The sequence below is a fragment of the Streptomyces sp. KLMMK genome, assembly GCF_036961605.1.
Classification (GTDB): domain Bacteria; phylum Actinomycetota; class Actinomycetes; order Streptomycetales; family Streptomycetaceae; genus Streptomyces; species Streptomyces telluris.
In genome coordinates this window covers 52,065-76,599 of record NZ_JBAMDC010000005.1, presented here as the reverse complement: position 1 = coordinate 76,599, position 24,535 = coordinate 52,065, and the positions used below count along the sequence as shown (strand labels likewise).

The 24,535-nt window shown below is 74.5% G+C and carries 21 protein-coding genes; 13 read left to right on the top strand and 8 right to left on the bottom strand.

Annotation, left to right across the window (positions count from 1 at the left end; all coding sequences use genetic code 11):
- Both V7793_RS02190 and V7793_RS02185 read right to left on the bottom strand, forming a co-directional pair.
- Positions 1-2,818 (bottom strand): hypothetical protein (locus V7793_RS02190; protein WP_335581150.1); only part of this gene is annotated, 2,818 nt, incomplete at its 3' end.
- Between the two features lie 31 nt (positions 2,819-2,849).
- Positions 2,850-3,494 carry a DUF4360 domain-containing protein gene (locus V7793_RS02185; protein ID WP_335581149.1) on the bottom strand — a complete coding sequence of 215 codons (645 nt, stop codon included), beginning with the start codon at positions 3,492-3,494 and terminating at the stop codon, positions 2,850-2,852.
- Positions 3,495-3,702: 208 nt separating this feature from the next.
- On the opposite strand from V7793_RS02185, the gene V7793_RS02180 reads away from it, so the two are divergent.
- From V7793_RS02180 to V7793_RS02165, 4 genes are all read left to right on the top strand, one after another.
- Positions 3,703-4,992 carry a sulfite oxidase gene (locus V7793_RS02180; protein WP_335581148.1) on the top strand — a complete coding sequence of 430 codons (1,290 nt, stop codon included), beginning with the start codon at positions 3,703-3,705 and terminating at the stop codon, positions 4,990-4,992.
- A 68-nt stretch (positions 4,993-5,060) separates the two neighbouring features.
- Positions 5,061-5,708, top strand: a complete 648-nt coding sequence (locus V7793_RS02175) for a class I SAM-dependent DNA methyltransferase (RefSeq protein WP_335581147.1) — start codon at positions 5,061-5,063, stop codon at positions 5,706-5,708.
- Between the two features lie 124 nt (positions 5,709-5,832).
- Positions 5,833-6,852, top strand: coding sequence for a questin oxidase family protein (locus tag V7793_RS02170; RefSeq protein ID WP_335581146.1), 1,020 nt, complete (start codon positions 5,833-5,835; stop codon positions 6,850-6,852).
- Between the two features lie 61 nt (positions 6,853-6,913).
- Positions 6,914-7,873 (top strand): hypothetical protein, encoded by a 960-nt coding sequence (locus V7793_RS02165; RefSeq protein WP_335581145.1) that lies wholly within the window; start codon positions 6,914-6,916, stop codon positions 7,871-7,873.
- Here V7793_RS02165 and V7793_RS02160 read toward each other — a convergent pair.
- A complete protein-coding gene (locus tag V7793_RS02160; protein WP_335581144.1) occupies positions 7,822-9,420 on the bottom strand; it encodes an AMP-binding protein in 1,599 nt (532 codons plus the stop codon). The two genes, V7793_RS02165 and V7793_RS02160, sit on opposite strands and share 52 nt — an antisense overlap.
- A gap of 130 nt (positions 9,421-9,550) precedes the next feature.
- Here V7793_RS02160 and V7793_RS02155 point away from each other — a divergent pair, with 130 nt between their 5' ends.
- From V7793_RS02155 to V7793_RS02130, 6 genes are all read left to right on the top strand, one after another.
- The gene (locus tag V7793_RS02155; protein WP_335581143.1) at positions 9,551-10,453 is read left to right on the top strand and encodes a LysR family transcriptional regulator; all 903 of its coding nucleotides are present in this window, start codon (positions 9,551-9,553) and stop codon (positions 10,451-10,453) included.
- Positions 10,454-10,565: 112 nt separating this feature from the next.
- Entirely contained in the window at positions 10,566-11,780 is a 1,215-nt protein-coding gene (locus V7793_RS02150; protein WP_335581142.1) for an MFS transporter, read from the top strand.
- Positions 11,781-11,936: 156 nt separating this feature from the next.
- On the top strand, positions 11,937-12,317 hold the full coding sequence (locus V7793_RS02145; RefSeq protein ID WP_335581141.1) for a MerR family transcriptional regulator: 381 nt from the start codon (positions 11,937-11,939) through the stop codon (positions 12,315-12,317).
- Complete coding sequence (locus V7793_RS02140; RefSeq protein ID WP_335581140.1) at positions 12,314-12,754, top strand: protein-tyrosine phosphatase family protein; 441 nt, start codon at positions 12,314-12,316, stop codon at positions 12,752-12,754. The genes V7793_RS02145 and V7793_RS02140 overlap by 4 nt, the downstream gene beginning before the upstream one ends.
- A gap of 132 nt (positions 12,755-12,886) precedes the next feature.
- Positions 12,887-13,267, top strand: a complete 381-nt coding sequence (locus V7793_RS02135) for a hypothetical protein (protein WP_335581139.1) — start codon at positions 12,887-12,889, stop codon at positions 13,265-13,267.
- 118 nt (positions 13,268-13,385) lie between these two features.
- Positions 13,386-14,636 carry a DUF1266 domain-containing protein gene (locus tag V7793_RS02130; protein WP_335581138.1) on the top strand — a complete coding sequence of 417 codons (1,251 nt, stop codon included), beginning with the start codon at positions 13,386-13,388 and terminating at the stop codon, positions 14,634-14,636.
- 208 nt (positions 14,637-14,844) lie between these two features.
- Here the strand turns inward: V7793_RS02130 and V7793_RS02125 are convergent, their stop codons facing one another.
- Positions 14,845-15,711, bottom strand: coding sequence for an ATP-grasp domain-containing protein (locus tag V7793_RS02125; RefSeq protein ID WP_335581137.1), 867 nt, complete (start codon positions 15,709-15,711; stop codon positions 14,845-14,847).
- A gap of 127 nt (positions 15,712-15,838) precedes the next feature.
- On the opposite strand from V7793_RS02125, the gene V7793_RS02120 reads away from it, so the two are divergent.
- Positions 15,839-17,416, top strand: coding sequence for an SDR family oxidoreductase (locus V7793_RS02120; protein ID WP_335581136.1), 1,578 nt, complete (start codon positions 15,839-15,841; stop codon positions 17,414-17,416).
- A gap of 14 nt (positions 17,417-17,430) precedes the next feature.
- Here the strand turns inward: V7793_RS02120 and V7793_RS02115 are convergent, their stop codons facing one another.
- The gene (locus tag V7793_RS02115) at positions 17,431-18,231 is read right to left on the bottom strand and encodes a hypothetical protein (RefSeq protein ID WP_335581135.1); all 801 of its coding nucleotides are present in this window, start codon (positions 18,229-18,231) and stop codon (positions 17,431-17,433) included.
- Positions 18,232-18,398: 167 nt separating this feature from the next.
- Here V7793_RS02115 and V7793_RS02110 point away from each other — a divergent pair, with 167 nt between their 5' ends.
- On the top strand, positions 18,399-19,994 hold the full coding sequence (locus tag V7793_RS02110) for a hypothetical protein (protein ID WP_335581134.1): 1,596 nt from the start codon (positions 18,399-18,401) through the stop codon (positions 19,992-19,994).
- A 171-nt stretch (positions 19,995-20,165) separates the two neighbouring features.
- Here the strand turns inward: V7793_RS02110 and V7793_RS02105 are convergent, their stop codons facing one another.
- Entirely contained in the window at positions 20,166-20,657 is a 492-nt protein-coding gene (locus tag V7793_RS02105) for a MarR family winged helix-turn-helix transcriptional regulator (protein ID WP_335581133.1), read from the bottom strand.
- Positions 20,658-20,726: 69 nt separating this feature from the next.
- On the opposite strand from V7793_RS02105, the gene V7793_RS02100 reads away from it, so the two are divergent.
- The gene (locus V7793_RS02100) at positions 20,727-21,845 is read left to right on the top strand and encodes a hypothetical protein (RefSeq protein ID WP_335581132.1); all 1,119 of its coding nucleotides are present in this window, start codon (positions 20,727-20,729) and stop codon (positions 21,843-21,845) included.
- A 43-nt stretch (positions 21,846-21,888) separates the two neighbouring features.
- Here the strand turns inward: V7793_RS02100 and V7793_RS02095 are convergent, their stop codons facing one another.
- Together V7793_RS02095 and V7793_RS02090 are read right to left on the bottom strand one after the other, a co-directional pair.
- Positions 21,889-24,090, bottom strand: coding sequence for a serine protease (locus V7793_RS02095; RefSeq protein ID WP_335581131.1), 2,202 nt, complete (start codon positions 24,088-24,090; stop codon positions 21,889-21,891).
- Complete coding sequence (locus V7793_RS02090; RefSeq protein WP_335581130.1) at positions 24,087-24,419, bottom strand: trypco2 family protein; 333 nt, start codon at positions 24,417-24,419, stop codon at positions 24,087-24,089. The genes V7793_RS02095 and V7793_RS02090 overlap by 4 nt, the downstream gene beginning before the upstream one ends.
- Positions 24,420-24,535: the final 116 nt, after the last annotated feature.

Below are 24,535 nucleotides of genomic sequence, written 5' to 3'. Positions count from 1 at the left end.
ACGCCCGCACGAGCGGGGCGAGGCCCGGCGATCCGGACGGCGCCAGCACCACGACGCTGCACAGCGCGTCGGCGGCGTGGCTCCAGCTCGTCCGGTTCTCCAGGTCGGTGACGGCCGCCACCAGGACGTCCGCTGCTCCGGGCGCCCAGGGCGACCACCGGCCGAGCGCCGCGTACGCCTCGCGTGCGACCTCGGGGTCGTCGGTGTCGCACACGGCCCGGACCAGCGTCGCGTAGCGGCGCCGGTGCCGCGCGGGCAGCCGGCGGGGCACGGTCGAGAGCACGGCCGTGCGCAGCTCGCTCCGCCCGGTCGCCGCGGTCTCCAGCAGCCCCCACGCCTCCTCGTACGCGAGCAGGTCCGTCGTGAACGCCACGCAGGTGGCCTGCACGTCGTGGTGCTGCCCCGGGAGCGTGCACGCCTCGGCGAGGAGGGACACCGCCTCGGGCGCGGGCAGCGCCGTGGCGGCGAGCCGTGCGGCCTCCTTCCGGCTGGTCACCTTCACCCCGGTGGCCGCGGTCAGCAGCCCGCGCAGCATCCCGGCCAGGGCCGACGGCGCGACGAACCGGGCGGCGCGGGACGCCGCCGTGACCGCGACCCGGGCCCGGTCCCCGCCGGCGTGCGACAACAGAAGCTGCACGTGCCGCCCCGGGGCGTCCGTCCATGCGAGGGCGGCCAGGGCGGCCTCGGCGAGAGGCACGTCGCCGTCGCCGGCCCTGCGCACCAGCAGCTCGGTGCCGTACTCCGGGATGCACGCGGCCAGCCGGAGCGCGCGCACGCGCTGCTGCGTCGTGAGCGTCGCGTCCTCGGCCGCCCGTTCCAGCAGCCGTGCGGCGGCGGCCTGCTGGCGCGGCAGCCAGTGCGCCGTCTCCCTGCGGACGGGCGGCAGCCAGTGGCTGTCCTTGGTGAGGAAGCGCCCGTAGGGAGGGGTGTCGCCCAGGGCGGCGTCCAGCAGGTCCGTGCGCCGGCGCACCAGCACCGCCTCCACGGCGGGGAGCGTGACGGCCGACGGGTCCAGCGCGAGGAGCTCGGCCACCCGGGCCTCGCGCGCCCGCGGATCGTCGAGCCAGTACGAGGCGGCGCCGCGGGCCTCGGCGGGGCCGCCGTGCTCGACCGCCCGCCGCAGCAGGGCCTGCAGTCCCGGTACGCCGTGGGCGCGCTCGCCGAGCGAGCCCGCCAGTTCGAGCGCCCCGGCGAAGTCCGCCCGGCCGGCGGCCGCTTCGAGCGCCGGGCGGCGGGCCTCGAAGATCCGGTGCTCCTGCCCGTGCCGCAGGTGCCCGGGAGCGTATGCGGAGCCGGGCAGCCGCGCCAGGGTGCGCAGCGACCAGGCGGCCGGCTCGCTCTCCTCGCCGCCCTCCCCGGCGTCGCCGTGTTCGCGCAGCAACGCGTGGGCCAGGCAGCGCAGGGCGGTCTTCTCGGACCACGAGAAGTCCCGTGCCTCGATCGCGTACGTGGCGAGGCGGTCCAGGTGGGGCGCGGCCTCGGGGGCGAACAGCGAGGGGTGGACGGCGGCGAGCGCGTTCAGGGCGGCGGACCGCACCGGCTCCTGGTCGTTGCGCAGCCGGCCCAGACCGGCGAGGAGTTCCGTGACGGCGGCGGGGTCGCGGGAGAGGGCGGCGTTGCGCACCAGCAGCCCGTACGCGTACGCCCGGTCCTCGGCCACCGGGCGCCGGGCGGCGGCCAGAAGCTCCTCGCGGACCTCCTCCACCGGCAGGTACGACTGCGCCGACAGGACCGTCCGCCAGTCCGCCCCGCGCTCGCGGGCCTGCGCGGCCATGCGCCGTGCCTCGGCCTCCCGCCGCGCCCGCGGCAGCACCTCCAGGGTCTTGTCCGACAGCACGGCACGGCCGGTGTCCTGCCCGCGCATCGCGGCGTCGTAGCACGCGGCGCGCTGCGACGGCGGCATCAGCCGCAACAGGCCCGCGAGCGCGGGCTCGTGGCGGGCCAGCGCCCGGGCCAGGTCGTCGAAGCCCGGCGGCCGGTGGCGGACGAGCGTGAGCAGCACGGGCCTTTGCAGGCCGGAGAGGTCCGCGTCCTCGCGCCCGGGCGCCAGGAGGAGCCGGAGCGTGCCGGCCGGATCGGCGGCCGCCAGCCGGCCCATCCGGCGGTGCACCTGCCCGGGCAGCCTCCCGTGGCACAGGCGCTGCAGCAGGCCGAGCACCCGCAGCGGCTCGACGTCCACGGTGGCGGCCACGACGGATCCGTACGACAGCCACCACCGGCGCCGGTGGTCCTCCGGCAGTGCGGTGAGCCGGCGTTCCGCCTCGTCGAGGATCGCGGTCGCGTGGCGGCGGGCGAGCCTGGCCCAGGGGACGGTGGTGTGGAAGAGGAGGGGGAGCAGCTCCGCGACGGTCCCGGGCCCGCAGACCGGCAGGAGCTTCGCCGCCTCGGCGTCGCCCCAGCGCTCGCGGACCGGCCGGACGAGGGCCTCCGCGAGCGCGGTGCGCCGCCCGGCGACGACCGCGCGGACGAGCTCGCGGCGGATCGCCACCGGGACGTCGTCCAGCGCCGCCGCCACCGCGGCGTCGGGTATGAGGCCCCGGCGCACGGCGGCGACGGCATGGACCCGCACCGCCGGGTCGGGATCGGTCAGCCGGGTCTGCAGCCAGGCGACGTCACGGCCGATGCCCGCGGCCAGTGCGGCGACGCCCCGCTCGTAGCGCCCGCGCCCGGACAGTTCGGCCACCACCGCGCCCAGGTCCCCGCGGGCGCCGGGCTCCCGGGCCCACCGGGCGACATGGCGCACGCGCCGGGGGAAGGGGAGGGGGTCGAGAGCGGCGAGGAGCTCGTCGGCACGTGCGGGTGCGGAGGTTTCGGTCACGGGGGTGATTCTCGCGGAGGGTGCCGCTCCGTCAGGCGCCGGGGCACCGCTTCCAGGCGAGGTGGTGGACGAGGCGGGCGTTGCCGTCGTCGGCCGATTCCAGCGACAGGAAGCTGGTCGTCGTCGAGGTGTCCGAGGTGCCGGCGTTCACCCGCAGTGCGAAGGAGAGGCTGAACGGCCGCGATGCGGAGCACGGGGCGTAGACGACAGGGGAGGGGGCGTCGGACAGCTGCCAGCTCTCGCTGACCGGGCCGACGAAGGTGCGCTTCCTGGGCGCGGGCGAGCCGCCCTGCACGTAATTGCTGACGGTCACCTCGCCCGAGGCGCCCTTCGCCAGGTGCACCGCGCCCGCGTACTCGGCCTTGCGGAGTGCGTACGTGTATCCCTGCGGGGGATGAATCGTCAGGTAGACCTGGCAGTGCTTCAGGGCGTCGGACGGCTTGGAGCCGGCACCGGCCCATGCGAGGACGCCGGCGAACGAGAGGGCGAAGGCGGTGTTGTCCGGAGCCACGGCCACGGCCACGGATCCGGCCGGGCACCCCGTACCGCTGACGACCGCCACCTCGACGAGCACCGTGCCGGGCGGCGGATCCTCCACTGCGGCAGCCGCCCCCGGGGTGAACACCGAGGCCGCGAAGGCCACTGCCGCACCCATGGCCGTCAAGGGTCTGAACATGGCGCCTCCACTCGTTCGCGGACCCGCCGGACGAGGCTCATGGCACCACCGGCGCCGGGAGGCGTACAGCTCAACTCAGGTCAACCTCAGGGGAGTTTCGTACCCGGTCGCCGCATCCGGTGGTGGCTGATTTGCAGTGGGGACTGCCGGTCCGGCGTCCCCTAGCGTGTGGTGGGCGCTGCGGCCCGCTCTTCGGGGAGGAGCTCGGATGGGAACGGCGAGAAGCGGATCCGGCGCGTACGAGCGCGCCTACGACCGTGACAGGCTGCGGCGGTTCCTGTCGGGAGACGCGGTGGGGGAGGGAATCTCCCGCCGGGGCGTGCTGCGCCTCCTGGGAGCGGTGAGCGCTTCCGGGGCGGTGGCTTCACTCCCGGGAATCGCCGTCGCCGGGCCCGCGGCGGCTGCGGCGGAACCGGGCGCTCCGGGGATCGTCAAGCCGCTGCCTCCCGAACTGCTGACGGTCCGGGGCACGAACGCGGAGACGAACTGGGCGGCGCTGCGGGACACGGGCTACCACACCCCGGTCGACCGGTTCTTCGTACGCAACCACACGGCGACGCCCCTCCTGGACCCCGCACGGTGGCGCCTGACGGTGTGGGGCGGCGGACTGCGCGGCGGCGCGGTGGAGTTCTCGTACGCGGACCTGCGCGCGCTGCCCGCCGTGACCTCCAGCGCGTGCCTGGAGTGCGCGGGCAACGGCCGGAGCTACTTCACCACCCAGCAGGGCGACCCGGTCACCGGTACCCCGTGGACGATGGGCGCCGTCGGAGCGGCACGCTGGCGGGGCGCGCGGCTGTCGGACGTCCTGCGCCTGGCGGGCCTCTCGCCGCGGGCGGTGGACGTGATGCCGCGCGGTCTGGACGCGGCGTTCGTCACCGGCAGGACCGACCACGGGCGGGTGCGCCGGCCGATGCCGGTGGAGAAGGCCCTGGACGACGTCCTGCTGGCGTACGAGATGAACGGCCGCCCGCTCGTCCCCGACCACGGCAGTCCGGTGCGGCTGGTGGTGCCGTCCTGGGCGGGCATCGCGTCCGTCAAATGGGTCGGGGACATCGAAGTGTCCGACCGCCCCCTGTTCTCGCCGTGGAACACCGTCTTCTACCGGCTCTTCGGCCCCGCGCACCCGGCCGGGGGAAGCGCTCCGGTGACCCGCCAGCCGGTCCGCAGCGCCTTCGAGCTGGCGCCCGGCGCGGTGTTCGCCGCGGGCCGCGGGCACCGGCTGACGGGCCGGTCGTGGTCGGGGCAGGGAGGGATACGCCGGGTGGAGGTGAGCACGGACGGCGGCGGTGCGTGGCGGCCGGCCCGGCTGCACGACGCCCCGCGTCCGGGCGGCTGGGTGCGCTGGAGCACGTCCTGGCACCCGCGCGGCACCGGCCCCGCCCACCTGCTGGCCCGGGCCACGGACACCGCGGGCAACACCCAGCCCGTCCACTCCGTCCCGAACGAGCAGGGCTACTTCTTCGACGCCGTGGTCCGCCACGCCGTGGAGGTCATCTGACCCCGGTCGCAGGCAGCGGCCTCACCACGGCGGTTCGCCGCGGCGGGGCCCGAGTAAGGTGCCTGCCCATGACCGAACCAGGCTTCCTGAGCACGACCCGGGCGTTCTACGACGCCATCGCCACGGATTACGCCGACCGCTACCGCGACATACTGGACGACCAGCCGCTGGACCGGGCGATGCTCGGCGCCTTCGCCGAGCTCGTGCAGGACGCCGGTGGAGGGACGGTCGCCGACATCGGGTGCGGCGAGGGCCGGGTGACGGCACACCTGAACGCCCTCGGTCTGCCCGCGTACGGGATCGACCTGTCGCCGCAGATGATCGCCATGGCCCGGCGGACGCACCCTGGGCTGCGGTTCGAGGTGGGCTCGATGCTGTCCCTGGACATACCGGACGGCGCGCTCGCCGGGGCCATGGCCTATTACTCGATCATCCACACCCCGCAGGAACTGCTGCCGCAGGTCTTCGCCGAGCTCCACCGCGTGCTGGCCCCGGGCGCACCCCTGCTGCTCGCCTTCCAGGTCGGCGACGAACCCCTGCACATCGACCGGCCCTTCGGCCACGAGGTGTCGCTCGACTTCCACCGGCGGCAGCCGGACCGCATCGCCGAACTGCTCGGCGGGGCGGGGCTGGCCGTGCGCGCCCGGCTGGTGCGCGAGCCCGAGGAAGGGGAAGGGACCCCGCAGGCATTCCTGCTGGTCCGCAAGCCCGTCTGACACCGCCCTTCCGGCCCGTCCTCCCTCCACGGCCGGCGTACAACCCCAGAACCAGGCCCCCCGGCACCGACTCCGGTCCCCGGGCCCGATGCGGTGCCCGGCGGGGCTGCCTACCGTGCTCGGTATGAACACCATCGACACGAGCGGTGTGCTCGACGAAGCGCTGGAACGCCTGCACGCCTCGGGCCCCGAACGGCTCGGGCGGCTCACCAACCACGCCCCGATGGTGGCCGAGGCCCTCGTGGCGCGCGGCCGGCCGGCCGCGGTGCACCGCTGGCTCGACCGCTACGAGGGACACCTCGAGGACTTCCCCACGCCCGTGGCCCCCGTCACCGACGCCGACTGGGCCACCGCGCTGGGGGACCCGCGCCGGGTCGCCGACTGGATCGCCTACTTCACCCGCGCCCTCTCCGCACAGGACTGGCGGAGCCTCCTCGCGACGTGGTGGCCGCGCCTCCTGCCCGGGATGTTCGGCGGGTCCACCCACCCCGTCATCCGGACCGGCCACGCCGTGCGCGCCCTCCTCGACGACGAGGAGAGCGAGCCCCGGCTGACCGAGCTGGCGCACGCCCTGGGCTACTGGGCCGCCCGGCACCACCCCCTCTCCGGCATCACGCGGCTCCCCGGCGCCGCGGACGCGGACGAGGCCCTGGAGGCCGTGCCTGCGATCCGCGTCCGTGAGGGAGGGTTCCCCACCCGGCTGGCCCTGGTCGGCGCCCTGCCGGTCTGGCCCGGTGACGTGACCGGTCCCGACGAGGCCCGGCAGCGGCTCGCCGAGCTGGTGCGCGCCACGACCCACCGCTACGCCACCCACGGCCACGGCGAGGCGACCATGCTGGTCCACGCGGCCACCGCCCCCAACGCCGTACTGCGCAGCCTCCGCGCCCTCCCGCGCACCCTGTGGGTACCGAGCCTGCACGCGGCGTGGCAGGCCTCGGCCGCGGTGACGGCGATGTACGCCCCGGAGCAGCCCGTCGCCGCGCCATCCCCCGGGTCCGTCCCGGCGGGAGAAGTCCTCGAACGCGCCCTGGCGCACGGCGACGAGCACGTCATCAAGCTCACCGACACCGCACTGGACGTCGGCGACGAACAAGCGCTCGCCGCCGCCCTGCGTGCCGTCGAACTGAGCGAGCCCCTCTCCTGACGCCGGAGACCGGCAGAGCGGGTGGGACCGGCGGGGCCAATGGGGCGGGAGCCACCCGCAGTTGCACGGCTCGACACTCGTTCGGCGCAATACGTGGTGCGCCACACCCGCACCGGTCCGCATCCTGCACGGTACGGACCTGCTGGACCTTTCCTTCCGGCTTTCCGGGCTGAAGAGCGACGACTCCGGGGAGGGGCTGCTGGTCGTCACCTTCGGCCCCCAGCACGTCGTGGAGCAGGCGTTCAGCGATCAAGTGCCGGGCGAGTCCAGGGAGCTCCCGGTGGACTCCCGGATCAGCGGCAGGAGCGTGCTGGTCTTCGAGGTCGGTCCGCAGGACTCCATCGCCTGCAGCGGGGAGGGGCTGCTCGACGCCATGCGCCGGCTCCCGATGCGCGTGGTCGACGCGGCCCGCGAGCCCGAGACGGCGCCGCTCGCCGTCACCATCCGCAAAGCCGGCAGCGGCGCCGGCGCCGGTGACAGCAGCGACTTCAGTGACGGCTGTGGAGGTGGCGGCGGCCGTGACGGCACGGCCAGGGCCATCGCCCTCCCGGAATTCGTCCAGCTGCTGCCCGACCGCACGGTCACCGCCGCCATGACGGCGGCGAACCGGTTCCGCATCGAGCTGAGCGGCCCGGCCGCCGCCAACGCCGTCGGCGAGGCGGCCGGGGCGGGCTCGACGGCGATGGCCGCGAGCCGCCGGGTCCTCGCCACGGTGCAGAAGCGCGGCAGCGGAACCGGCGACCTGGAGTGGACGGCCGCCGGCTCTCCCGCCGAACTGACCTGCACCGCGCGCGGCACCGGCTTCGTCCGGTCCGGCGAGCTCGCCCCGCCGGCCACGGCGCTGCTCACCGAATGCCGTCTCCTGATCGAGGAGTACGAGACCTACCTCACCGACCCGTCCACGGCCACCGGCACGATCACGGCCGGCGGCACCGTACGCCCGGTGGGCCAGCGGCTCGTGCACGCCGACTACTTCGGCCTGACCGTGACGCTGCTGGGCCGGGTCGTCCTCCAGGAATGAGCCAGCAGCTTCTTGTCGGGCTTGCCGACGGCGGTGAGCGGAATACGGTCCACGACGTGCACGGCGCTCGGTGCGTACATCGCCCCCTTGCGCTCCGTCACGAAGCCCCGGATCCGCTCGCGCCAGGCTTCGCCCTCCGCGCCGCGCCCCGCCTCGTGCTCCGTCGCGGGGACGATCGCGACGTGGACCTCTTCGCTCTCGTCCGCCCGCCGCACCCCGAACGCCGCGCACTGCGCGACGCCGGGGTGTCCGAGCAGGAGTTCCTCCAGCTCCGCCGGATAGACGTGCCCGCCGACCACGACGACCATGTCCTTGAGCCGGTCGACGAGATGGAGGTACCCGCCGGCGTCGAGGTAGCCGACGTCGCCGGTGCGGATCCAGCCGTCGCGCAGCACCTCCGCAGTCAGTCCGGGCTGCCGCCAGTAGCCGCTCATCATCATGGGGGTCCGGACGTGGACCTCCCCGGCCTCGCCGGGGGCCACCGGCCTGCCGTCCCCGTCGCGGATCGCGATGTCGGCGCCGGGGGCCGCGCGTCCGGCCGTGGCCCGGCCGCCGCGCCCCGTCACCGTGTGCTCGTGGGGCAGCACCTCGGCGATGTTGCCCGCCTCCGTCTGCCCGTACCAGCCGTGGAGCACCGGCCCGAAGGCCTCGGTCGCGCTGCGCAGCCGCCGGGCCGAGACGGCGGTCCCGCCGTAGAAGACGCGGCGCAGCGCGGACACGTCGGTGTCCGGCAGGTCCGGGTGGTCCAGCAGCTCGTACAGCAGGGGCGGCAGCAGCCACACGTCGGTGATGCGCTCGCGCGCGAGGGCGGCCAGCACGGCCCCCGCGTCGAAGGCGGGCTGCAGGACCACCGTGCCGCCCGCGAGGAGAGTGATGTCGGCGACGATCCCGGCCATGTGCGCGAGCGGGGTGCAGGCGAGGAAGCGGGGCTGTGACCCGGACGGGATCCTGCCGGCGTACAGGGCCAGCATCTGCCCGTACGGGCCGTGGGCCATCCGGACGCCCTTGGGCATGCCCGTGGTGCCTCCGGTGAAGCGGATGCACCAGTCGTCCCCGGCGCGCGCCGCACCCGCCACCGGCCGTGGCGCGCGGAGGGCCGCGTGGGCCAGCAGGTCCTCGCCGAAGGGGGCGGGGCCGAGGGTGAGCACGGCGGGGACCGGGGCCCGGGCGAGCAGCGCCTCCGCAGTCGCCCGCGCGGCAGGGGCGGCGAGCAGCATCGAGGGCCCGACGCTGTGCACGATCCGCGCCTGCGTCTCCGGGGCCGTTCCCTCGGTGAGGTGGACCACGCGGGCGCCCAGGAGGTTCGCCGCGTATCGGGCGAGGAGCGCCTCGGGCTGGTTGCCGGTGAGGAGCACGATGGTGCTGCCCCGGCCGATGCCGCGCGCCGCCAGCTCGGCGGCCGCCCGGCGGACGTCGTCGCGCAGCTCCCCGGCCGGGACGGTACGGCCCTCCGCGTTGATCAGCGCGGGGTTGGCGGGGGAGCGCGAGAGCACCTCCAGGATGGTCTCGGCGTAACTCTCGTACGACGGAGGTGGGTTGTCGGTCATGGCTCGGGTCTCCTTCGGGGCGAGGGGATGTCCGGAGGCTACGGGCGCAAGGCTTATGCGGTCCAAGACCAAAGCAGGCATGTAAAGATGCCTGGAGGGTTATCAGGGAGTGCTGTGAGGGGGCGAACGGGTGGACCTGCTGTCACTGCGCTGCTTCCAGGTCGTCGCGCGCCATGAGCACATCAGCCGGGCGGCCGCGGAGCTGCACGTCGCCCAGCCCTCGGTGAGCCGGACCGTCGCACGGCTGGAAGCGGAGCTGGGCGTCCCGCTCTTCGACCGCCGCGGCCGCCGCATCCGGCTCAACCAGCACGGCGCCGCCTTCCTGCGCCGCGTCGACCGGGCGCTCGGCGAACTCGAGGACGGCCGCCGCGAACTGGCCGACGCCGCCGGAGGCGAAGGCGGCACCGTCACGGTCGCCGCCGAAACGCTGCTGACCCTCGCCGGGCTGCTCGCCGGCTTCCGCGCGGCCCACCCGGGCGTGGACGTCCGGCTGCACCAGGCGTCCGCGGACGCGATGGCGGAGCGGCTCCGCACGCGCGACGTGGACTTCTGCCTGGTCTCCCGGCCGCTCACGGGCCCGGCGCTGACCTCCGTCGAACTCCTCCGGGAGGACGTGCTGCTCGCCGTACCCGCCGGGCACCGGCTGGCCGGGAAGGAAGACGTCGGCCTCGCCGCGCTGGACGGGGAGCCGTTCATCACCCCCAGCCCGGGCCACTGGCAACGCGTCCTCGCCGACCGGCTGTTCGCCCGGGCCGGGGTCCGCCCCGCGATCGTCTGCGAAGGCAACGAGCCGGGCGCGATCCTGGACCTCGTCGGCGCGGGTCTGGGAGTCGCCCTGCTCCCGGCCATGGCACGCGACACCGGCGGCCGCGGAACGGTCGCCTGGGCACGGCTCGCCGCACCCGACTGCCACCGGGTGCTGCGACTCGCCCGCCACGAGGACGCCTACCTGACCGCCGCGGCCCGCCGCTTCGGCGACTTCGCCGTCGAACACTTCGCGGCGGCGGCGGCGAAGCGCCCGCGAAGGCGCTGATCCGGTGGGGTGTGCGGTCCGACGACCCTCCGGTCCACAGGTGACGGGCCTCACATTCTCGTCCGCTTGACCTTCACATATGTGTGAGGGTTTCAGGATTCACGACATGTCAATGAGCAAAACGGAAACGTCCGTCGAACCCGTAGCCGGTGTCGTTCAGGAGAAGCTCCCGCTGATGGCGCTGCTGGCGCTGGCCATGGCCGTCTTCATCACGAGTCTGACGGAGACGCTGCCCGCGGGCGTGCTGCCCGCGATGAGCGGTGACCTGGGGGTGAGCGAGTCCGCCGCCGGCCAGACGGTGACGGTCTACGCGATCGGCACGGCCCTCACGGCGATCCCGCTGACCGCGGCCACCGCCGGGTGGCGGCGCAAGGGCCTGCTGCTGACGGCGATGGGCGCCTTCGCCGTCGCCAACACGGTCACGGCGGTCTCGGTGAACTACCCCCTGACCATGGTGGCCCGGTTCGTGGCCGGTGTGGCGGCGGGCCTGGCCTGGGCGCTGCTGGCCGGCTACGCGCGCCGCATGGCGCCGGTCCCCCTGCAGGGCAAGGCGATCGCGATCGTGATGACCGGCATCCCGGTCGCCCTCTCGCTGGGCGTGCCCGCGGGTACGTTCCTCGGCAAGGCGCTGAGCTGGCAGGTGGCGTTCCTGGTCATGACGGGTCTCACGCTCGTCGTCATCGCATGGATCGTGGCGATGGTGCCCGACTACCCGGGGCAGAAGCGCGGTGAGCGCGAGCCGGTCCTGCGGGCCCTGAAGGTGCCCGGCGTGGCGCCGGTCCTCTTCGTCGTGACCGTCTTCGTGCTGGCCCACACCATCCTCTACACCTACATCGCCGCCTTCCTCGACCGGCTCGGCATGGGCGGCTCGACGGACCTGGTGCTGCTGGTCTTCGGCGCCGCCTCCCTGCTGAGCATCTGGATCGTCGGCGCCCGGATCCACCGCCGGCTGCGCTCGCTGACGATCCTCAGCGCGCTGCTGGTCGCCGCCGCAGCGGCCATTCTGGCCGTGCTGTCCGACAGCCCCGCGCTCGTCTACGGGGCGGCGGCGCTGTGGGGCCTGGGCTGGGGCGGCGCTCCGACGCTCCTGCAGACCGCCGTGGGCGACGCGGGCGGCGAGCAGGCCGACGCGGCGCAGGCCATGCTCGTCACCCTGTGGAACGTGGCCATGGCCGGCGGCGGAGTCGTCGGCGGCGTCCTCCTCGGCCTGTGGGGCACCTCCTCCTTCCCCTGGAGCGTGCTGGTGCTGCTGGTGCCGGTGCTGGCCGTCGTGCTCGCCGCCCGGGCGCACGGCTTCCCCGCCGCACGCGCGCGTGCGCACGCGTGAACGCCCACGCGGCACATCGCGGCCCCGCGAAGACCCGGCCGGGTCCTCGCGGGGCCGTCCGCCGCCTTGCGCACCCCCGGCTCCGTGACCCGGTGTGTATGCTCGAACGATCACACGTATGTCAGGGACCAACTCGACGGACTGCGAGGGCGGATCATGCGGATCGGGGAGCTGTCGGAGCGCACCGGCACGTCCCGCCGGCTGCTGCGCTACTACGAGGAGCAGGGGCTGATCGTCTCCCAGCGCTCCCCGAACGGCTACCGCCACTACGACGAGCGCCTCGTGGACCGCGTCCTGCAGATCAGGGGGCTGCTCGACGCCGGGCTGCCCACGCGCATCATCAAGCAGATCCTCCCGTGCCTGGACAAGCCCCGCGTCATCCACTTCCCCGACGCGACGCCGGAGATGCTGGCCACCCTCGAACTCGAACGCGACCGCATGACCGAGCGCATCGAGTGCCTGATCCGCAACCGGGACGCCGTGTCCGAGTACTTGGACACCGTACGCACCAACCGGCGCCCGGAGGTGGCGGCATGACGGACGGGGCCGGGACGTGGACGCCGGGGGAGCCCGGTGTCCTGCAGCTGCCTTCCGGACGCCTCGTCAGGGGCCGTGGGCTGCGCAGGCCCCTGCCCGCCGGCCCGGCGCCCTCCTTCGCCGTGTACCTGCTCGGAAAGCAGCCGCCCGAGGTCCCGTGGGAGGCCCGTTGGCTGCCCTGGCCGGACTTCCGGCTGCCCCGCAGCGCCGCGGACGCCCGTGACGCCTTCCAGGAGGCGTGGAAGCGGTCCGCGGCCGGACGCGTCGAGATCGCCTGCGGCGGCGGCCGGGGCCGGACCGGCACGGCGCTGGCCTGTCTCGCCGTCCTGGACGGGGTCCCCGCCGGCAGCGCCGTGGACTTCGTACGCCGTCACTACGACCGGCACGCCGTCGAAACCCCCTGGCAGAAGCGTTACGTCCGCCGCTTCGCCGCCTGACGGCACAGCACTCCCCGGCAACACCACGTCCTCGCCTCGGCCGCGGGCGGTCAGGTACTCAGACCCCGGCCGGGGCGATCTGAGTACGGAGGCGGATGTCCGCCGGTGGGCGCGGTTCGTAGGGTCCGGCACATGGAGAACACCAGCACCGCGTCCGACACCCGCGCCCCCGCCCCCGGCCCGAGCCGCCCCGCCGTCCCCCGGCGGCGCACCGCCGGCGACTGGATCTGGCTCACCGTCGTCGCCGTGGTCGTCCTCGCCGTCGGCGCCGTCGTCGCAGTGGTGGGACCGCTGCTCGCCATCTCCTGCGCCTCCTGCCAGGACGGCGTCCGCGGCCCGCTGCGTTTCGGCGGAGAGCTGGCTCTCGCCTGGGGCACCGTGCCGCTCGTCACCCTGGGGACGGTGATCGGCATCTTCGTGCCCCGGGGCGGCGCCCGGGTGGGTGCTTACGGACTCGGGGCCCTGGTGGTCCTGTTCACCGGGATGCTGATCCTCGGCCAGTACGCGACCTGACCGGCCCGCGCGGCCCGCGGCCCCCGCTTCCCTGCAGCGGAGAGGCCGCCGCTACCGTACTCAGGCGATCTTGAGGCCGTCAGCCGGCCCGGACCGGAACGGAACCATGAGGAGTCCCATGCACGCGGCAGCCCACGACGAGGCGCACGACGAGTTCTTCCCTCTCGTCCCGGCGCCGCAGGACGGCTCCCGCTGGCAGGCGCCCACTGATCTGGAGCAGTACCTGTACAAGCTCAGCCGGGCGGACAACGCGTACGCGTACCTCCGCACGCTCGCGATCGAGGGCGTGTACTACCCCGTGCGCCTCGACCACGCGCAGGCCGCCGGCGAGGACGAGCGCCCCATGCTCACCGTCGAGACCCCCGACGGGCACACCGCGGCACAGGTCTACACCCCCGGTCTGCTGCCCCGGCCGCACCCGTTCCTCGTCTACGAGTACGCGACGCTCGGCGCGCTCGCGCAGATCGTCCCCGACGACGTGGACGTCCTCGCCGTCAACCCGGCCACGCCCTGCGAGCAGTACTTCCTCATCAGCGACGAGGAACGCGACGTGTGGCTGGACCTGCACCACGAACTGTTCTCCTCGGACGAGCTGATGGACCGTGTGGTGACCCGGCGCACCGGCGCCCCCGCGCCCGGCCCGCTGCTGCACGGCCTGGCCTGCGGCGCCCACCTGTGCTTCGCCAACGGCGACGCGTGGAACACCCTGCACTGGCACGGCATGGGCTACCGCGGCGAGGTCGAGCGGATCGCCGACAGCTGGGGCGTGCACGGCCGCGAGGACTGGCTCTCGATACAGGAGCGGCTCCTCGGCCTGGACGTGAGCCCCTGGTACTGGGACTTCGTCCTGGGAGCGCGCAGCGCGCTGGCCCGCGCGCGGGGCGGCCGCGTCGATCCCGCCGAGTGGCGCAACACCGTGGAGTCGACGCTGCGCGTCCGCGCCCAGGAGGGCGGGGCCGCCGCGGACGACGCCGAGCTCGCCGCTCTCGTGTCCCACCTGCGCGCCCTGGTGGGCGAGGTGCTGCGCTACGAGGCCCGCTTCCGCGCCGACGGGCTCCTGCCGCCGGACGGCTTCGTGCGCACGATCGCCGCCTGGGACATAGGCCGCGGGTCCAAGATGGCCCGCTGGGGGCGGGGCGCGCGGTACGCCACGGAGGCCGAGATGCACACGGCGATCGAGCGCGCGTCCCGGGAGGCGCAGGCCGCCTACGACTCGTGGGAGGAGTTCTCGGCCGGCTACGTCCTGGGCCGGTGCCTGCACTTCGACGAGGAGGAGTTCGGCCCCTGGTACACGACGGTCCTCGACGCCCACCGGGCGCTGGCCGCGGACCCGGAGAGCCCCTGGCGGACAGTGCCCTTCAAGAGCTGAAGGTGCCCTTCACCAGCTGAAGGTGCCCTTCAAGAGGCGACCGGTGCCTTTCGCGGGCTGTGACGGTACGCCGGCGCACCACGTAGGCGAAGGCCACGACCACGAGGGTCGCCGCCGCCAGGGCGGTCAACTGAAGACCAGGAACGCGGAGCTCAGGGCGGCCACGGACACCAGCCGTGGCCGCCGCCGGTGGCCGGACCCTCGCTCCCTACCGGACCCCGGCCAGAGCCTCCAGCAGCAGCCCCGGATCGGCCCCCCGCGGCAGGTCGCTGACCTGTCCGTCCCCGGCCTCCACCACCCGCCACACGCCGTCCTCGCGCAGCGCGAGGTCGGTGGTGACGAACCGGCAGCCCAGGGCCGCGACCAGCGGTGACACCGCGTCGAGGACCGGCGCGGGCCGCAGGTGGGGACGGTCCGGGTGGGCCGTGACGAGGACGGGGCGCCCGTCGACCCACCACGCGCGGGCCTCGCCGCCCTCCGTGAAGCGCTCGAAGGCCCGTATCACCACGCCGCCCGCGAGGAACTCCTCCTGGAGCTCGACGAAGCGGGCCACCACGGCGCCCAGCCGCTCCGTGTCGGCGAGGTCCGGTACGTAACACGCCTCGTGCCACTCGTGCTTGCGGGACTTGACGAAGTCCTTGACGATCGCGGGCCCGCCGCCGAGGGGCGCCGTGAGGGCCGCGAGCTCGCGGCCGTCCGGGGCGTGCCCCGGCCGGGCGGGCAGCCACACGCTCCGCGGGGTGACGGGGGCGAGCGTGGAGTACCAGCCCGGCAGCTCGTGCGCACGGCGGTAGGCGCCGGGCGAGGTCAGCAGCGTGACCCCGCGGTCGGCGAGCGCGCCGGCCAGCTCCGCGTACCGCCCGGACGGCACCATCCAGCCCCGGTACCAGGCCGCCCCGGCCCCGCGCGGCACACCACGGACCGCGCCGGAGACGTCCCCGGCGAGCAGCGCGTCGTGATCCAGCAGCGCGGTCCGCAGCCCCAGCCCGCGGGCGGCGCGGGCCTCGTCGGCGAAGTGCGCGTCCGCCCGCCGGGCGCCGAGCGGGTCGCTGCAGAAAACGATCAAGGGTGTCATGCGCGGCACCCTAGCCGTCGTGGCCCGGGCGGGAGCAACCGCATTCCGCACGGACGAAGCCCCGCCGGACACCCGGAAGGCCCAGCTTCGCCTGCGCGGCACAACCGTTCCGGGAGAGCGTAGGGGTATGGAAGAACGTGGGGGTACGGAAGAGCGTGGGGCTACGGAGACGACGCCGGAGGGGACCGCCCGGCCCGGCGGCAGCACCGGGCGGCCGCCGCTGGTGCTGGTCGCGGGGGCCACGGGCTACATCGGGGGCCGGCTGGTGCCCGTCCTGCTCGGCGCCGGATACCGGGTGCGCTGCCTGGTGCGCGACCCCCGCCGGCTGCGCGACCAGCCGTGGGCCGGCCGCATCGAGGCCGTCCGCGGCGACGTCACCCGCCCGGACACCCTCGCCGGCCCCTGCGAGGGCGTCGACGTCCTCTACTACCTGGTGCACGCGCTGGGCACCGGAGCGCACTTCGAGGAGACCGACCGCCGGGCCGCCCTCGCGGTGGGCCGGGCGGCGAAGAAGGCCGGAGTGGGCAGGATCGTCTACCTCGGCGGGCTCGCCCCGCGCCAGGTGGCCGAACGCGACCTCTCGCCCCACCTGCGCTCCCGCGCCGAAGTCGGACGGATCCTGCTGAACAGCGGAGTGCCCACCGCCCAGCTGCGCGCCGCCGTCATCATCGGCTCCGGCTCCGCCTCCTTCGAGATGCTGCGCTACCTCACCGAACGACTGCCCGTGATGGTCACCCCCAGCTGGGTCGCCACCCGCATCCAGCCCGTCGCCGTGCGGGACGTCCTGCGCTGCCTCCTCGCCGCCGCCCGGCTCCCGCCCGACGTCAACCGAGGCTTCGACATCGGCGGCCCGGACGTACTGACCTACCGGCAGATGATGATGCGCTACGCGGCCGTGGCCCGGCTGCCCCGCCGGCTCATCCTGCCCGTGCCCGCCCTCACATCCGGCCTGTCCAGCCTCTGGGTCGGCCTCGTGACCCCGGTGCCCGCCTCGATCGCCCGCCCGCTGGTGGAGTCGCTGCGCCACGAAGTCATCTGCCGCGAAAACGACTTCGCCCGCTACGCCCCCGCCCCTCCCGAGGGCCTGATCGGCTTCAACGAAGCCGTCCGCCTCGCCCTCAAGCGGGTGCGCGACACGGACGTGGCCACCCGCTGGTCCTCCGCCTCCCTGCCCGGCGCCCCCAGCGACCCGCTGCCCTCGGACCCGGACTGGTCGGGCGGCACGCTCTACGAGGACCGCCGCGAGGCGCACATCGAGGCCCCGGCCCGCGAACTGTGGCGCGTGGTCGAGGGCATCGGCGGCGAGAACGGCTGGTACTCCTTCCCTCTGGCCTGGTCCCTGCGCGGTCTGCTCGACCGGCTGGCCGGCGGCGTGGGCCTGCGCCGCGGCCGCCGCGACCCGCACGCGCTGCGCCTCGGCGACTCGCTGGACTTCTGGCGCGTGGAGGAGATCGAACGCGGTCACCTGCTGCGGCTGCGGGCGGAGATGCGGCTGCCCGGCCGCGCCTGGCTGGAACTGACCGTCACGCCCGACGGCCCCTCCCGCTCCACCTACCGGCAGCGGGCCCTCTTCCGCCCCCACGGACTGGCCGGACACGCCTACTGGTGGAGCGTGTCCCCCTTCCACGCGATCGTCTTCGGCGGCATGGCCCGCAACATCACGCGGCGCGCCTTGCAGGAGGCGGCCCGGCCCGGGGTGGATTGAGGGGCCGCCCCCGGTCACGACCGGCCGGGACGGTCGTCGATGACGATCACCGTACGGCCCCGGGCCGCCTGCGCCGAGCCCGCGCCCTGGCGGTCGTCCGGGCGGACGGTGTCCACGACGTCGGCGATGCGCTCGTAGAACTTCCTGGCCAGAGCACAGTCGCCGGGGTCGCCGCCGGGACTCTGGTGCATGACGGCGTCCAGGGCGGTGAGGATCGCCATCAGACTGCGCCCGGACACGATGACGCGCGCCTGGCCGTCCTCCCCGGCCGACACCTCGCCCGGCACCCTGAAGTGGGCGTTCCGCGCGGCCTGCTCCACGATGTACGCCCAGGTGTCGCGGTGGCACACCAGCTCCGCGGCGCCGATCCCCGCGGCCCTTTCCAGCCGCTTCTCCGGCGTCTTCTCATCGGCTTCCGACTCCACGGCTGTGCCGGCCTCCACACCCGGGGCCCTGACGGGAACGGGGTCGGGGCGCGGCGTCCGTACGGTGTTGCGCGGCCCGGTGGGACCTTCGGCGGCCTCCCGGCAGGCGGCCCTCAGCTCCTGCCGCAGCGCCTCGTTCTCCCGGCGGGTCTCCGCGACGTCCTCGCGCACCTCGGTCAGCGCGCGCCGCAGCTCGCGCAGCTCTTCATGCAGGTCACCCAGCCTGCCACCCAGGCCGCCGCCGAGTTCCTGCCGCAGCCCGTCGTTCTGCCGGCGCAGTTCCTGAAACCCTTCCCGGAGCGTCTTGCACATCTCGCTCCGCAGGCCGGCTATCGCCTCTCCGAGCTTCCTCAGTGGCTCCTCATCCGTCGGCTTCCCCCACCTGAACATGCGGCTCCTCGCCCCTGCGGTCAGTCCGTCGAGCGGAACCGTTCAAGGATCCCGGCCCGTTCACGGAGGAGGAGAGAAGTCCGTTAGGGGTGTCTTGTTCCCGTCGCCCGGCCGTCCGGAACGGCCCGGTTGCACGAGCCGCACCGGACGTCCCCGAGAATGCGGGGATGCGCGCGATACCTGACCAACCGTTTCTCGAAGCCGGCCGGCCGCACTGGGCCGCGGTGAGCGCCGACGGGCTCTGGCTGGCCACACAGGCCTCCGGGACGGGGCCCGGCGGCGGGTCGCAGATGGCGGTCTACCGGAAGAGCGACTTCTCCCTGTGGGACCTCGTGGAGGTCGACCACTCCGTGGATGCGTTTGCGTTCCACCCGGTCCTCCCGCTGTTCGCGATCTCCACCGAATGGGGCGAGGAGTGGAATCGCCGGGGCGGCCTGTTCCTCTACGAGCCGCAGGCGCGGCGCCTCGTCTCCTTCCCCGTCACCGGTGCGGGCGTGACGGCGTTGCGCTGGCTCGACGAGCGCAGGCTGCAAGTGACCTTCTCCGTACCGGACCTCTCCTACGAGCGGGACGGCGAGGACGCCTTCGCGCAGTGCGTCATCGAGCGCGACGCATGGCTCGGCGTCGAGGACGGCGAGATCGACCTGGGGACGCGGAAGGCCGTGGCGAACGAGGACGTGGACTGGGGCCCGCCGCTGGAGCCCGGCTACCGGGTGGGCGACCGCCTCGTCGCCCTGGCTGCCGAGGCGGGGCAGACTTGGGCGTTCCGGGACACCGTCATGGCAGTGGAAGCGCTGCGGGACGGCCGGGTGCTCTGCAGCCTGCTCAGCAGCAGCCTGCTGGAATGCTGGTCGGCCGCGGGCTCCCTGCTGTGGTCCGTGCCCGTGCCCGAGGACTCCTTCCAGCGCTCCGGCTGCCAGATGTATGTGGCGCCGGACGAGCACACGGCGTGGGTCACCGTGCTCGTCGGGACCAGTGACAACCGGCGGACGATCCTCCAGCGGGTCGACCTCGCGGACGGCACGGTCGTCGCCGAGCACTGGCTCGACTTCCCGGCCCGGCTCTCCGCGCGGGCCGACGGCGCGTGGGCCGCCCGCGACTCGCGCGACCTGTTCCCGCCGGCCAGGTGGCCGCCCTCCGAGACGCCCGTGTTCACGCCCACGGGCCGCCGGCTGGGCACCGTGGCGCTGGGGGAGTGCGACAGGTCCTTCGAGTTCGGCATCCGCCGCTCTCCGCACCTGCTCTTCCTGCAAGGCGACGGCGATGAGCCCCGTCCTGAGAAGTGGGTGGTCGAGGCCACTCCCCGGGGCATCGAGCCCCTGTTCCCGCTGCGGTGGGAGGAGAGCCCCGCCGGACACATCGCCGGCGGGCCCGGCGTGTACGTCGAGGACGGCCCGGGACCGGGGGTCGTCCACGTCGCCGCCACCACCGAAGGGCCGTTCCTGCTCCGCCGGGCGCTGCCCCACGGCGAGGTGGTGTGGGCGCACCGCATGGATGCGGAGGTCCGGGCGGTGGACGCCGGGGGCGGGCTCCTCTACGCGGTGACCGGCGCGAAGGAACTGCTGACCCTGCGGCCGGCCGACGGCGAGGTGGTACGCCGCCGGCCGACAGCCGTGCGCGCGCACGACTTCACTCCCATGAGCCTGAGCGTCACACCGGGCGGGGGAGTGGTCATCGGAACGGCCGAGGGACGGATCCTCGTGCTCGACCGACCGGAAGAGCCGGAAGAGCCGGAGGGTCCGGAGGCGCCGGAAGAGTCTTGAGAGCCGGAAGGGCTCTGAACGACGCTCCACTAGGCCGGCCGCCGGCCTTCCAGGGCCGGGGCAGGTAGCAGGCGTCGGCCGGGACCGCGTGCGGCGCCCGGCACACGGGCCACGGCGGGCCGTCCGGGCGCCCCCTGACCGGCCGTCCGCGGCGTCCCGCGGTGCCGGCACCTACTTCTGCACCTCGCGGACCCAGGCCGTGAGCCCTGCCAGGAAACCCGCCCGCTCGTCGGCCGACAGCCCGTCCAGGGCGCGCAGCAGCGGCTCGGTGCGCCGGACGATGAAGGTTTCGAGGGGCGGGCGGAACTCCTCGGCCAGGGAGACCAGCACGCGGCGGCGGTTCGCCGGGTCCTCGGCGCGTTCCACGATCCCGGCCCGGCTCAGACCGCCGACCAGGTCGCTGGCGGTGGGCAGCGACACCTGGAGCCGCCGGGCGATCTCGCTGACGGTCAGCGGCCGGCCGGCCAGCAGCTGGGGCAGGACCGCGCCGTGACGGGGGGTCAGCCCGTGGGTCTCCATCGCCTCGCGCAGCGGCGCCGGCATCAGTCCCCGAACCACCGCTCCTCGGTAGAACGGCTCCAACAGCGGTACGAGGCCGACGACTTCGAGATCGGCCGGTGTCGGCTTCCGCGGGGTCTTCCCGGCCTCTGGGGTGTGCTGCATACTACGAGTGTATATGGTTTTGATCTCCAAACTATTTGGATAATCGAAGAATAAGCGAAGGGTCTCGCCATGACGTCGATCAGCTACAGCGATGCGCTCAACGATGCTCTGGAACGGATGGACGACCTCGGGTACGAGCGCGGGCAGGGCGTCGACCTCGCCAACCACGGCCCCATGGGCGCCGAGGCGCTCGCCCTGCTCGGGCAGGAGGACGAGGTTGCCCGCTGGGTGGTGCGCTACCGCAAGGCGATGGAGCACCACGAGCCCCCGGCCGCCCGCTTCGCCCTGGACCCCGCGGACGAGTCCTCGTGGCGCCCCGCCCTCGGGGCCTTCGACCGGGCCGGGGACTGGGAGCGCCTCTTCGCCCGCGAACTGGCCGGCGCCCACTGGCGCGAGGTCCTCGTCCGCTGGTGGCCGCGCCTGATCCCGGGCCTGTTCGCCGGCCTGACCCACGGACTCATCCGCACCGCCCACGCCGTACGAGGCCTGTACGCGGCCGCCGACAGGCCGACCCCCCTCCAGCTGAACGAGCTCGCCCGCGGCCTGGCCTACTGGGCCGCCCGGTACGCCGAACTCCCCGGCCACCCACGGCTCGGCGGCTCCTACGACCTGCACGCCGCGGTCGCCGCACTGCCCCGCGTGGCCCCGGACGGCCCGATGGGCCCGGGCGTCGCCCGCCGGCGCCTGGACACGCTCGACCGGCTGCCCGGCTACGACGAGTCGCTGGGCCGGCTCGCCCCGGAGCAGGCACCCCGGCTGCTGAGCGAGATGACCCTCCGGTTCGCCGACGTCTACCTCGGCCACCCCGAGGTGTTCCCGGTCCCGCTGGTCCACGGCGTCACCGCCCCCGCCGCCGTCCGCATCGTGCTCCCGCACCTGCCGTACGCACTGCACGAGCCGACCCTGGCCCGGCTCTGGCAGGTGCACACCGCCTTCCTGCTGGCCTTCACCACCGACCGGCGCGAGGAGGGCACGGACGCCTGGCGAGCGGAGGCGGGGGACCTGCCCCCGCTGGACGAACTGGGCGCCCGCGCCGCCGAACACGGCGACGAGCACGTCATCAAGTTCACCGAGGCGTGCCTGCGCGAGTACGCCCTGCGCCCCGACCCGCGCTACCCGGCCGCCGCCTACGCCGCGCAGCGGCGCATCACCCGCCTGGACGACGGCGGCGCGGTGGGACAGGTCTGAGCGGCCGCGGGGGCCTTCGGCGGCGCCTGCGCCGCAGGTGCCGCTAGTCGCCGTCGCCGCCGGTGGAGCGCAATTGCCGCCGGTAGCCGGCGATGTCGATGCGGTCGTCGGCGAAGTCCCTCAGGAGCGCCTGGTAGGTGGCCGCCCGCTTTTCCGCCGGCAAGGGTCGCCCATTCATCAGGCGCTCCCGGGCCCGCAGCCTCGCCTGGTGCTCGTCGTCCCAGTTGCGGAGCGTCCACGACGCCTCGCCCTCGTCGTGGGCGGAGAACAGGAACACCACGACGCACAGGCACAGGAAGCAGACGGTCGTCAGGATCCGGCCGACGTCGTGCAGCACCACCCCGGCCACCAGGACCGTGCCGAACACGAAGCCCGCCTTCAGCAGGCCTCCCCGGAGGGTTGCCAGGTCGGCCGGGATCCACTTCCGCGGGCTGCGGAGGGGTGGTCGATAGGCGGCGCCCAGCCGTACGGCCTTCGGCAGCCGGGCGGCGTAGGCCGCCAGGGTCGGCAAGGGCATGTGCCAGGAGATCGTCGCGGCCATGGACGGCCAGGTCGCGCCCCATACGAGCCAGGCCGCCGAGACCGGCAGCACACCCCAGGCCCCCAGCCACAGGGTCACGCGGCCGGCCGCCCCCAGCCGGGCCGCGGGTGTGCACCTGGCGACCTCGTAGGCGGCCCACTGACGCTCGGATTCGGCATGGGCGGCCGCGAGGGCGCGGGCTTTCTCCTCCCGGGCCGCTTGTCCGGCCCGCTGCTGCGCATCGTGGGCTGCCTGCCGCGCGAGCCGCTCCGCATCGACTGCGGCGTACGCGGCGAAGTCGGTGCGCACGAGCCGCCCGACGGGGGAGCCCGGATCGCCGCCCGCCGCGCACAACTGGTCGTACCATCCGACGCTTCCGGCGGCGGGCGGCACCACACGCCCGAGGGCGGTACGGATCCATTCGCCGGCCAGGGGATCGGGCAGGAGCGCCGCCAGCAGGAAGCCCCGCGCGCCGCCCTCGGCCCACTCCCGGGCGGGAGCCGGCCAGTGGACCACCGCCCCGGCCGCCTGTCGCCAGGCCTCCCAGGCGTCCTCCCACGCCTCCTGCGTCCCGCGCAGGCCGCGCAGTTCGGTGAAGGCCGCCAGGGCGTCCAGCAGCCCGCCCGCGCAGAGGTCCCGGTAGACCTCCGAAGCCGGGCCGTCGGTGTCCAGGCGGCCTTGCAAGCACGCCGTGGCCAGCGACTCCATGGTCACGCGCGTGCCCTTCCAGACCGCCTCCCCGTCCGGGTCGAGCCAGCCCAGCAGGTGCAGGACCTTCAGATCGGGCGTCAGGTTCCGGGCCGTCAGCCGGCGGTCGATCAGGTTGCGCCGGCCCTCGACGTCGTCGCTGAACGGGTCGTCGAACTGCTGCAGCCACGCCAGCAGATCGCGCCGGCCTTCGGTGGGCCCCGACGCGGTGCCCGTGCGGTCGAAGAACTGCTGCCGGGCGGCGGTCCAGTGCGCGCGGACGGTCCGCGCCAGGTCCCGCGGCGTCGAGTGCAGCACCCCGGCCAGGGCGAGCGGCTTCCTCGCCCGCGTGGCCGGCGACAGTTCGGTGACGAGCGGCGCGGCCCCGGCATGACGGGTGACGGCGTCGGCGAAGGACGCGTCGTCGAGCAGGGTCCTTCCCTTGACCGCCTCCAGCCGCTGATGCCGCCAGTTGCGGGGAGCCTCCGCCACGACGCCCAGCAGCAGACCTTCGGCGAAGAGCGCGGCGCCGGACATGCCCTGCCACGGCGAATTGCCGCCGGCCGGCTCCGGCGAGACATCCTTGACGTCCAGGACGTACCGGTTGCGGACGAAGCCCGACCCGGGGCGCAGCGCGCACTCGATGTGCTCGACGTCCACGCCCCGGGACTTGTCGTGCTGGGCGCGGGGGAAACCCATGGCCTGGCAGCCGCGGAGAGGCGAGTCGTCCGTCAGCCGCGCCCAGTGCACCGGGGACAGCCGGGCGGCGGTCTCCGGCCGGACGAGGTCGCTGCCGGAGAGCAGCAGGGCGGCGTCGCACGCCCCCTCTCCTCGCCACACGACCCGGGCGCGGTGGCTGCCCGTGCCGCTCACCACCGTCACCCGCGCCTCGGGCGCGTCCCCGAGGACGTGGGCGGCGGTGAGGACCAGCCGCGGCGTCAGCAGATAGCCGCTGCCCCGGCCGCCGGTGATGTGCACGGCGGCGACGCGGTCGTGCTCGGGGCCCACCGGCCGGCCGGCACGTAAGGATCCGCTCACAGCGGGCCGGCACCGGCGAGGCCGGACACGTCACCCTCGTCGTCGTCGGAGATGAGCACGGGCGTCCCGTCGGCCAGGACGGGTTCGAGGGTGAGCGACACGCGGTGCGTGCGCGTCCGGCTCACACCGGCGTCGGTCTCCCCGGAGACGACGAAGGCGCGTATCCCGCCCCGCGCACGGGCGTCCTTGCGCAGTTCGACGGTGAACTCCAGCGCGATCGGCCCCACCTTGAAGGTGACGTCGCTTCCGGCGCCCTGAGCGGCGGCACTCATCAACTCGTCCCGCACGGCCTGCACCGCCTCGGCGAGCTCCATGTCCCCGGACCCCAACGCATCCCCCTCGTGCTGTCGTTCGTCTCGAAAATATGCTGACCCAGAGTAAAGCAGGTGGGTGTCCCATACCCCCGAGGTGTCCCATACCCCGAGGTGTCTCATACCCCGAGGTG

Excerpts from the sequence above, each read along its gene's own strand:
- V7793_RS02185 (WP_335581149.1), bottom strand. The coding sequence starts at position 3,494 with ATGTTCAGACCCTTGACGGCCATGGGTGCGGCAGTGGCCTTCGCGGCC.
- V7793_RS02180 (WP_335581148.1), top strand. The coding sequence starts at position 3,703 with ATGGGAACGGCGAGAAGCGGATCCGGCGCGTACGAGCGCGCCTACGAC.
- V7793_RS02175 (WP_335581147.1), top strand. The coding sequence starts at position 5,061 with ATGACCGAACCAGGCTTCCTGAGCACGACCCGGGCGTTCTACGACGCC.
- V7793_RS02170 (WP_335581146.1), top strand. The coding sequence starts at position 5,833 with ATGAACACCATCGACACGAGCGGTGTGCTCGACGAAGCGCTGGAACGC.
- V7793_RS02160 (WP_335581144.1), bottom strand. The coding sequence starts at position 9,420 with ATGACCGACAACCCACCTCCGTCGTACGAGAGTTACGCCGAGACCATC.
- V7793_RS02150 (WP_335581142.1), top strand. The coding sequence starts at position 10,566 with ATGAGCAAAACGGAAACGTCCGTCGAACCCGTAGCCGGTGTCGTTCAG.
- V7793_RS02145 (WP_335581141.1), top strand. The coding sequence starts at position 11,937 with ATGCGGATCGGGGAGCTGTCGGAGCGCACCGGCACGTCCCGCCGGCTG.
- V7793_RS02140 (WP_335581140.1), top strand. The coding sequence starts at position 12,314 with ATGACGGACGGGGCCGGGACGTGGACGCCGGGGGAGCCCGGTGTCCTG.
- V7793_RS02135 (WP_335581139.1), top strand. The coding sequence starts at position 12,887 with ATGGAGAACACCAGCACCGCGTCCGACACCCGCGCCCCCGCCCCCGGC.
- V7793_RS02130 (WP_335581138.1), top strand. The coding sequence starts at position 13,386 with ATGCACGCGGCAGCCCACGACGAGGCGCACGACGAGTTCTTCCCTCTC.
- V7793_RS02125 (WP_335581137.1), bottom strand. The coding sequence starts at position 15,711 with ATGACACCCTTGATCGTTTTCTGCAGCGACCCGCTCGGCGCCCGGCGG.
- V7793_RS02120 (WP_335581136.1), top strand. The coding sequence starts at position 15,839 with ATGGAAGAACGTGGGGGTACGGAAGAGCGTGGGGCTACGGAGACGACG.
- V7793_RS02115 (WP_335581135.1), bottom strand. The coding sequence starts at position 18,231 with ATGTTCAGGTGGGGGAAGCCGACGGATGAGGAGCCACTGAGGAAGCTC.
- V7793_RS02110 (WP_335581134.1), top strand. The coding sequence starts at position 18,399 with ATGCGCGCGATACCTGACCAACCGTTTCTCGAAGCCGGCCGGCCGCAC.
- V7793_RS02105 (WP_335581133.1), bottom strand. The coding sequence starts at position 20,657 with ATGCAGCACACCCCAGAGGCCGGGAAGACCCCGCGGAAGCCGACACCG.
- V7793_RS02100 (WP_335581132.1), top strand. The coding sequence starts at position 20,727 with ATGACGTCGATCAGCTACAGCGATGCGCTCAACGATGCTCTGGAACGG.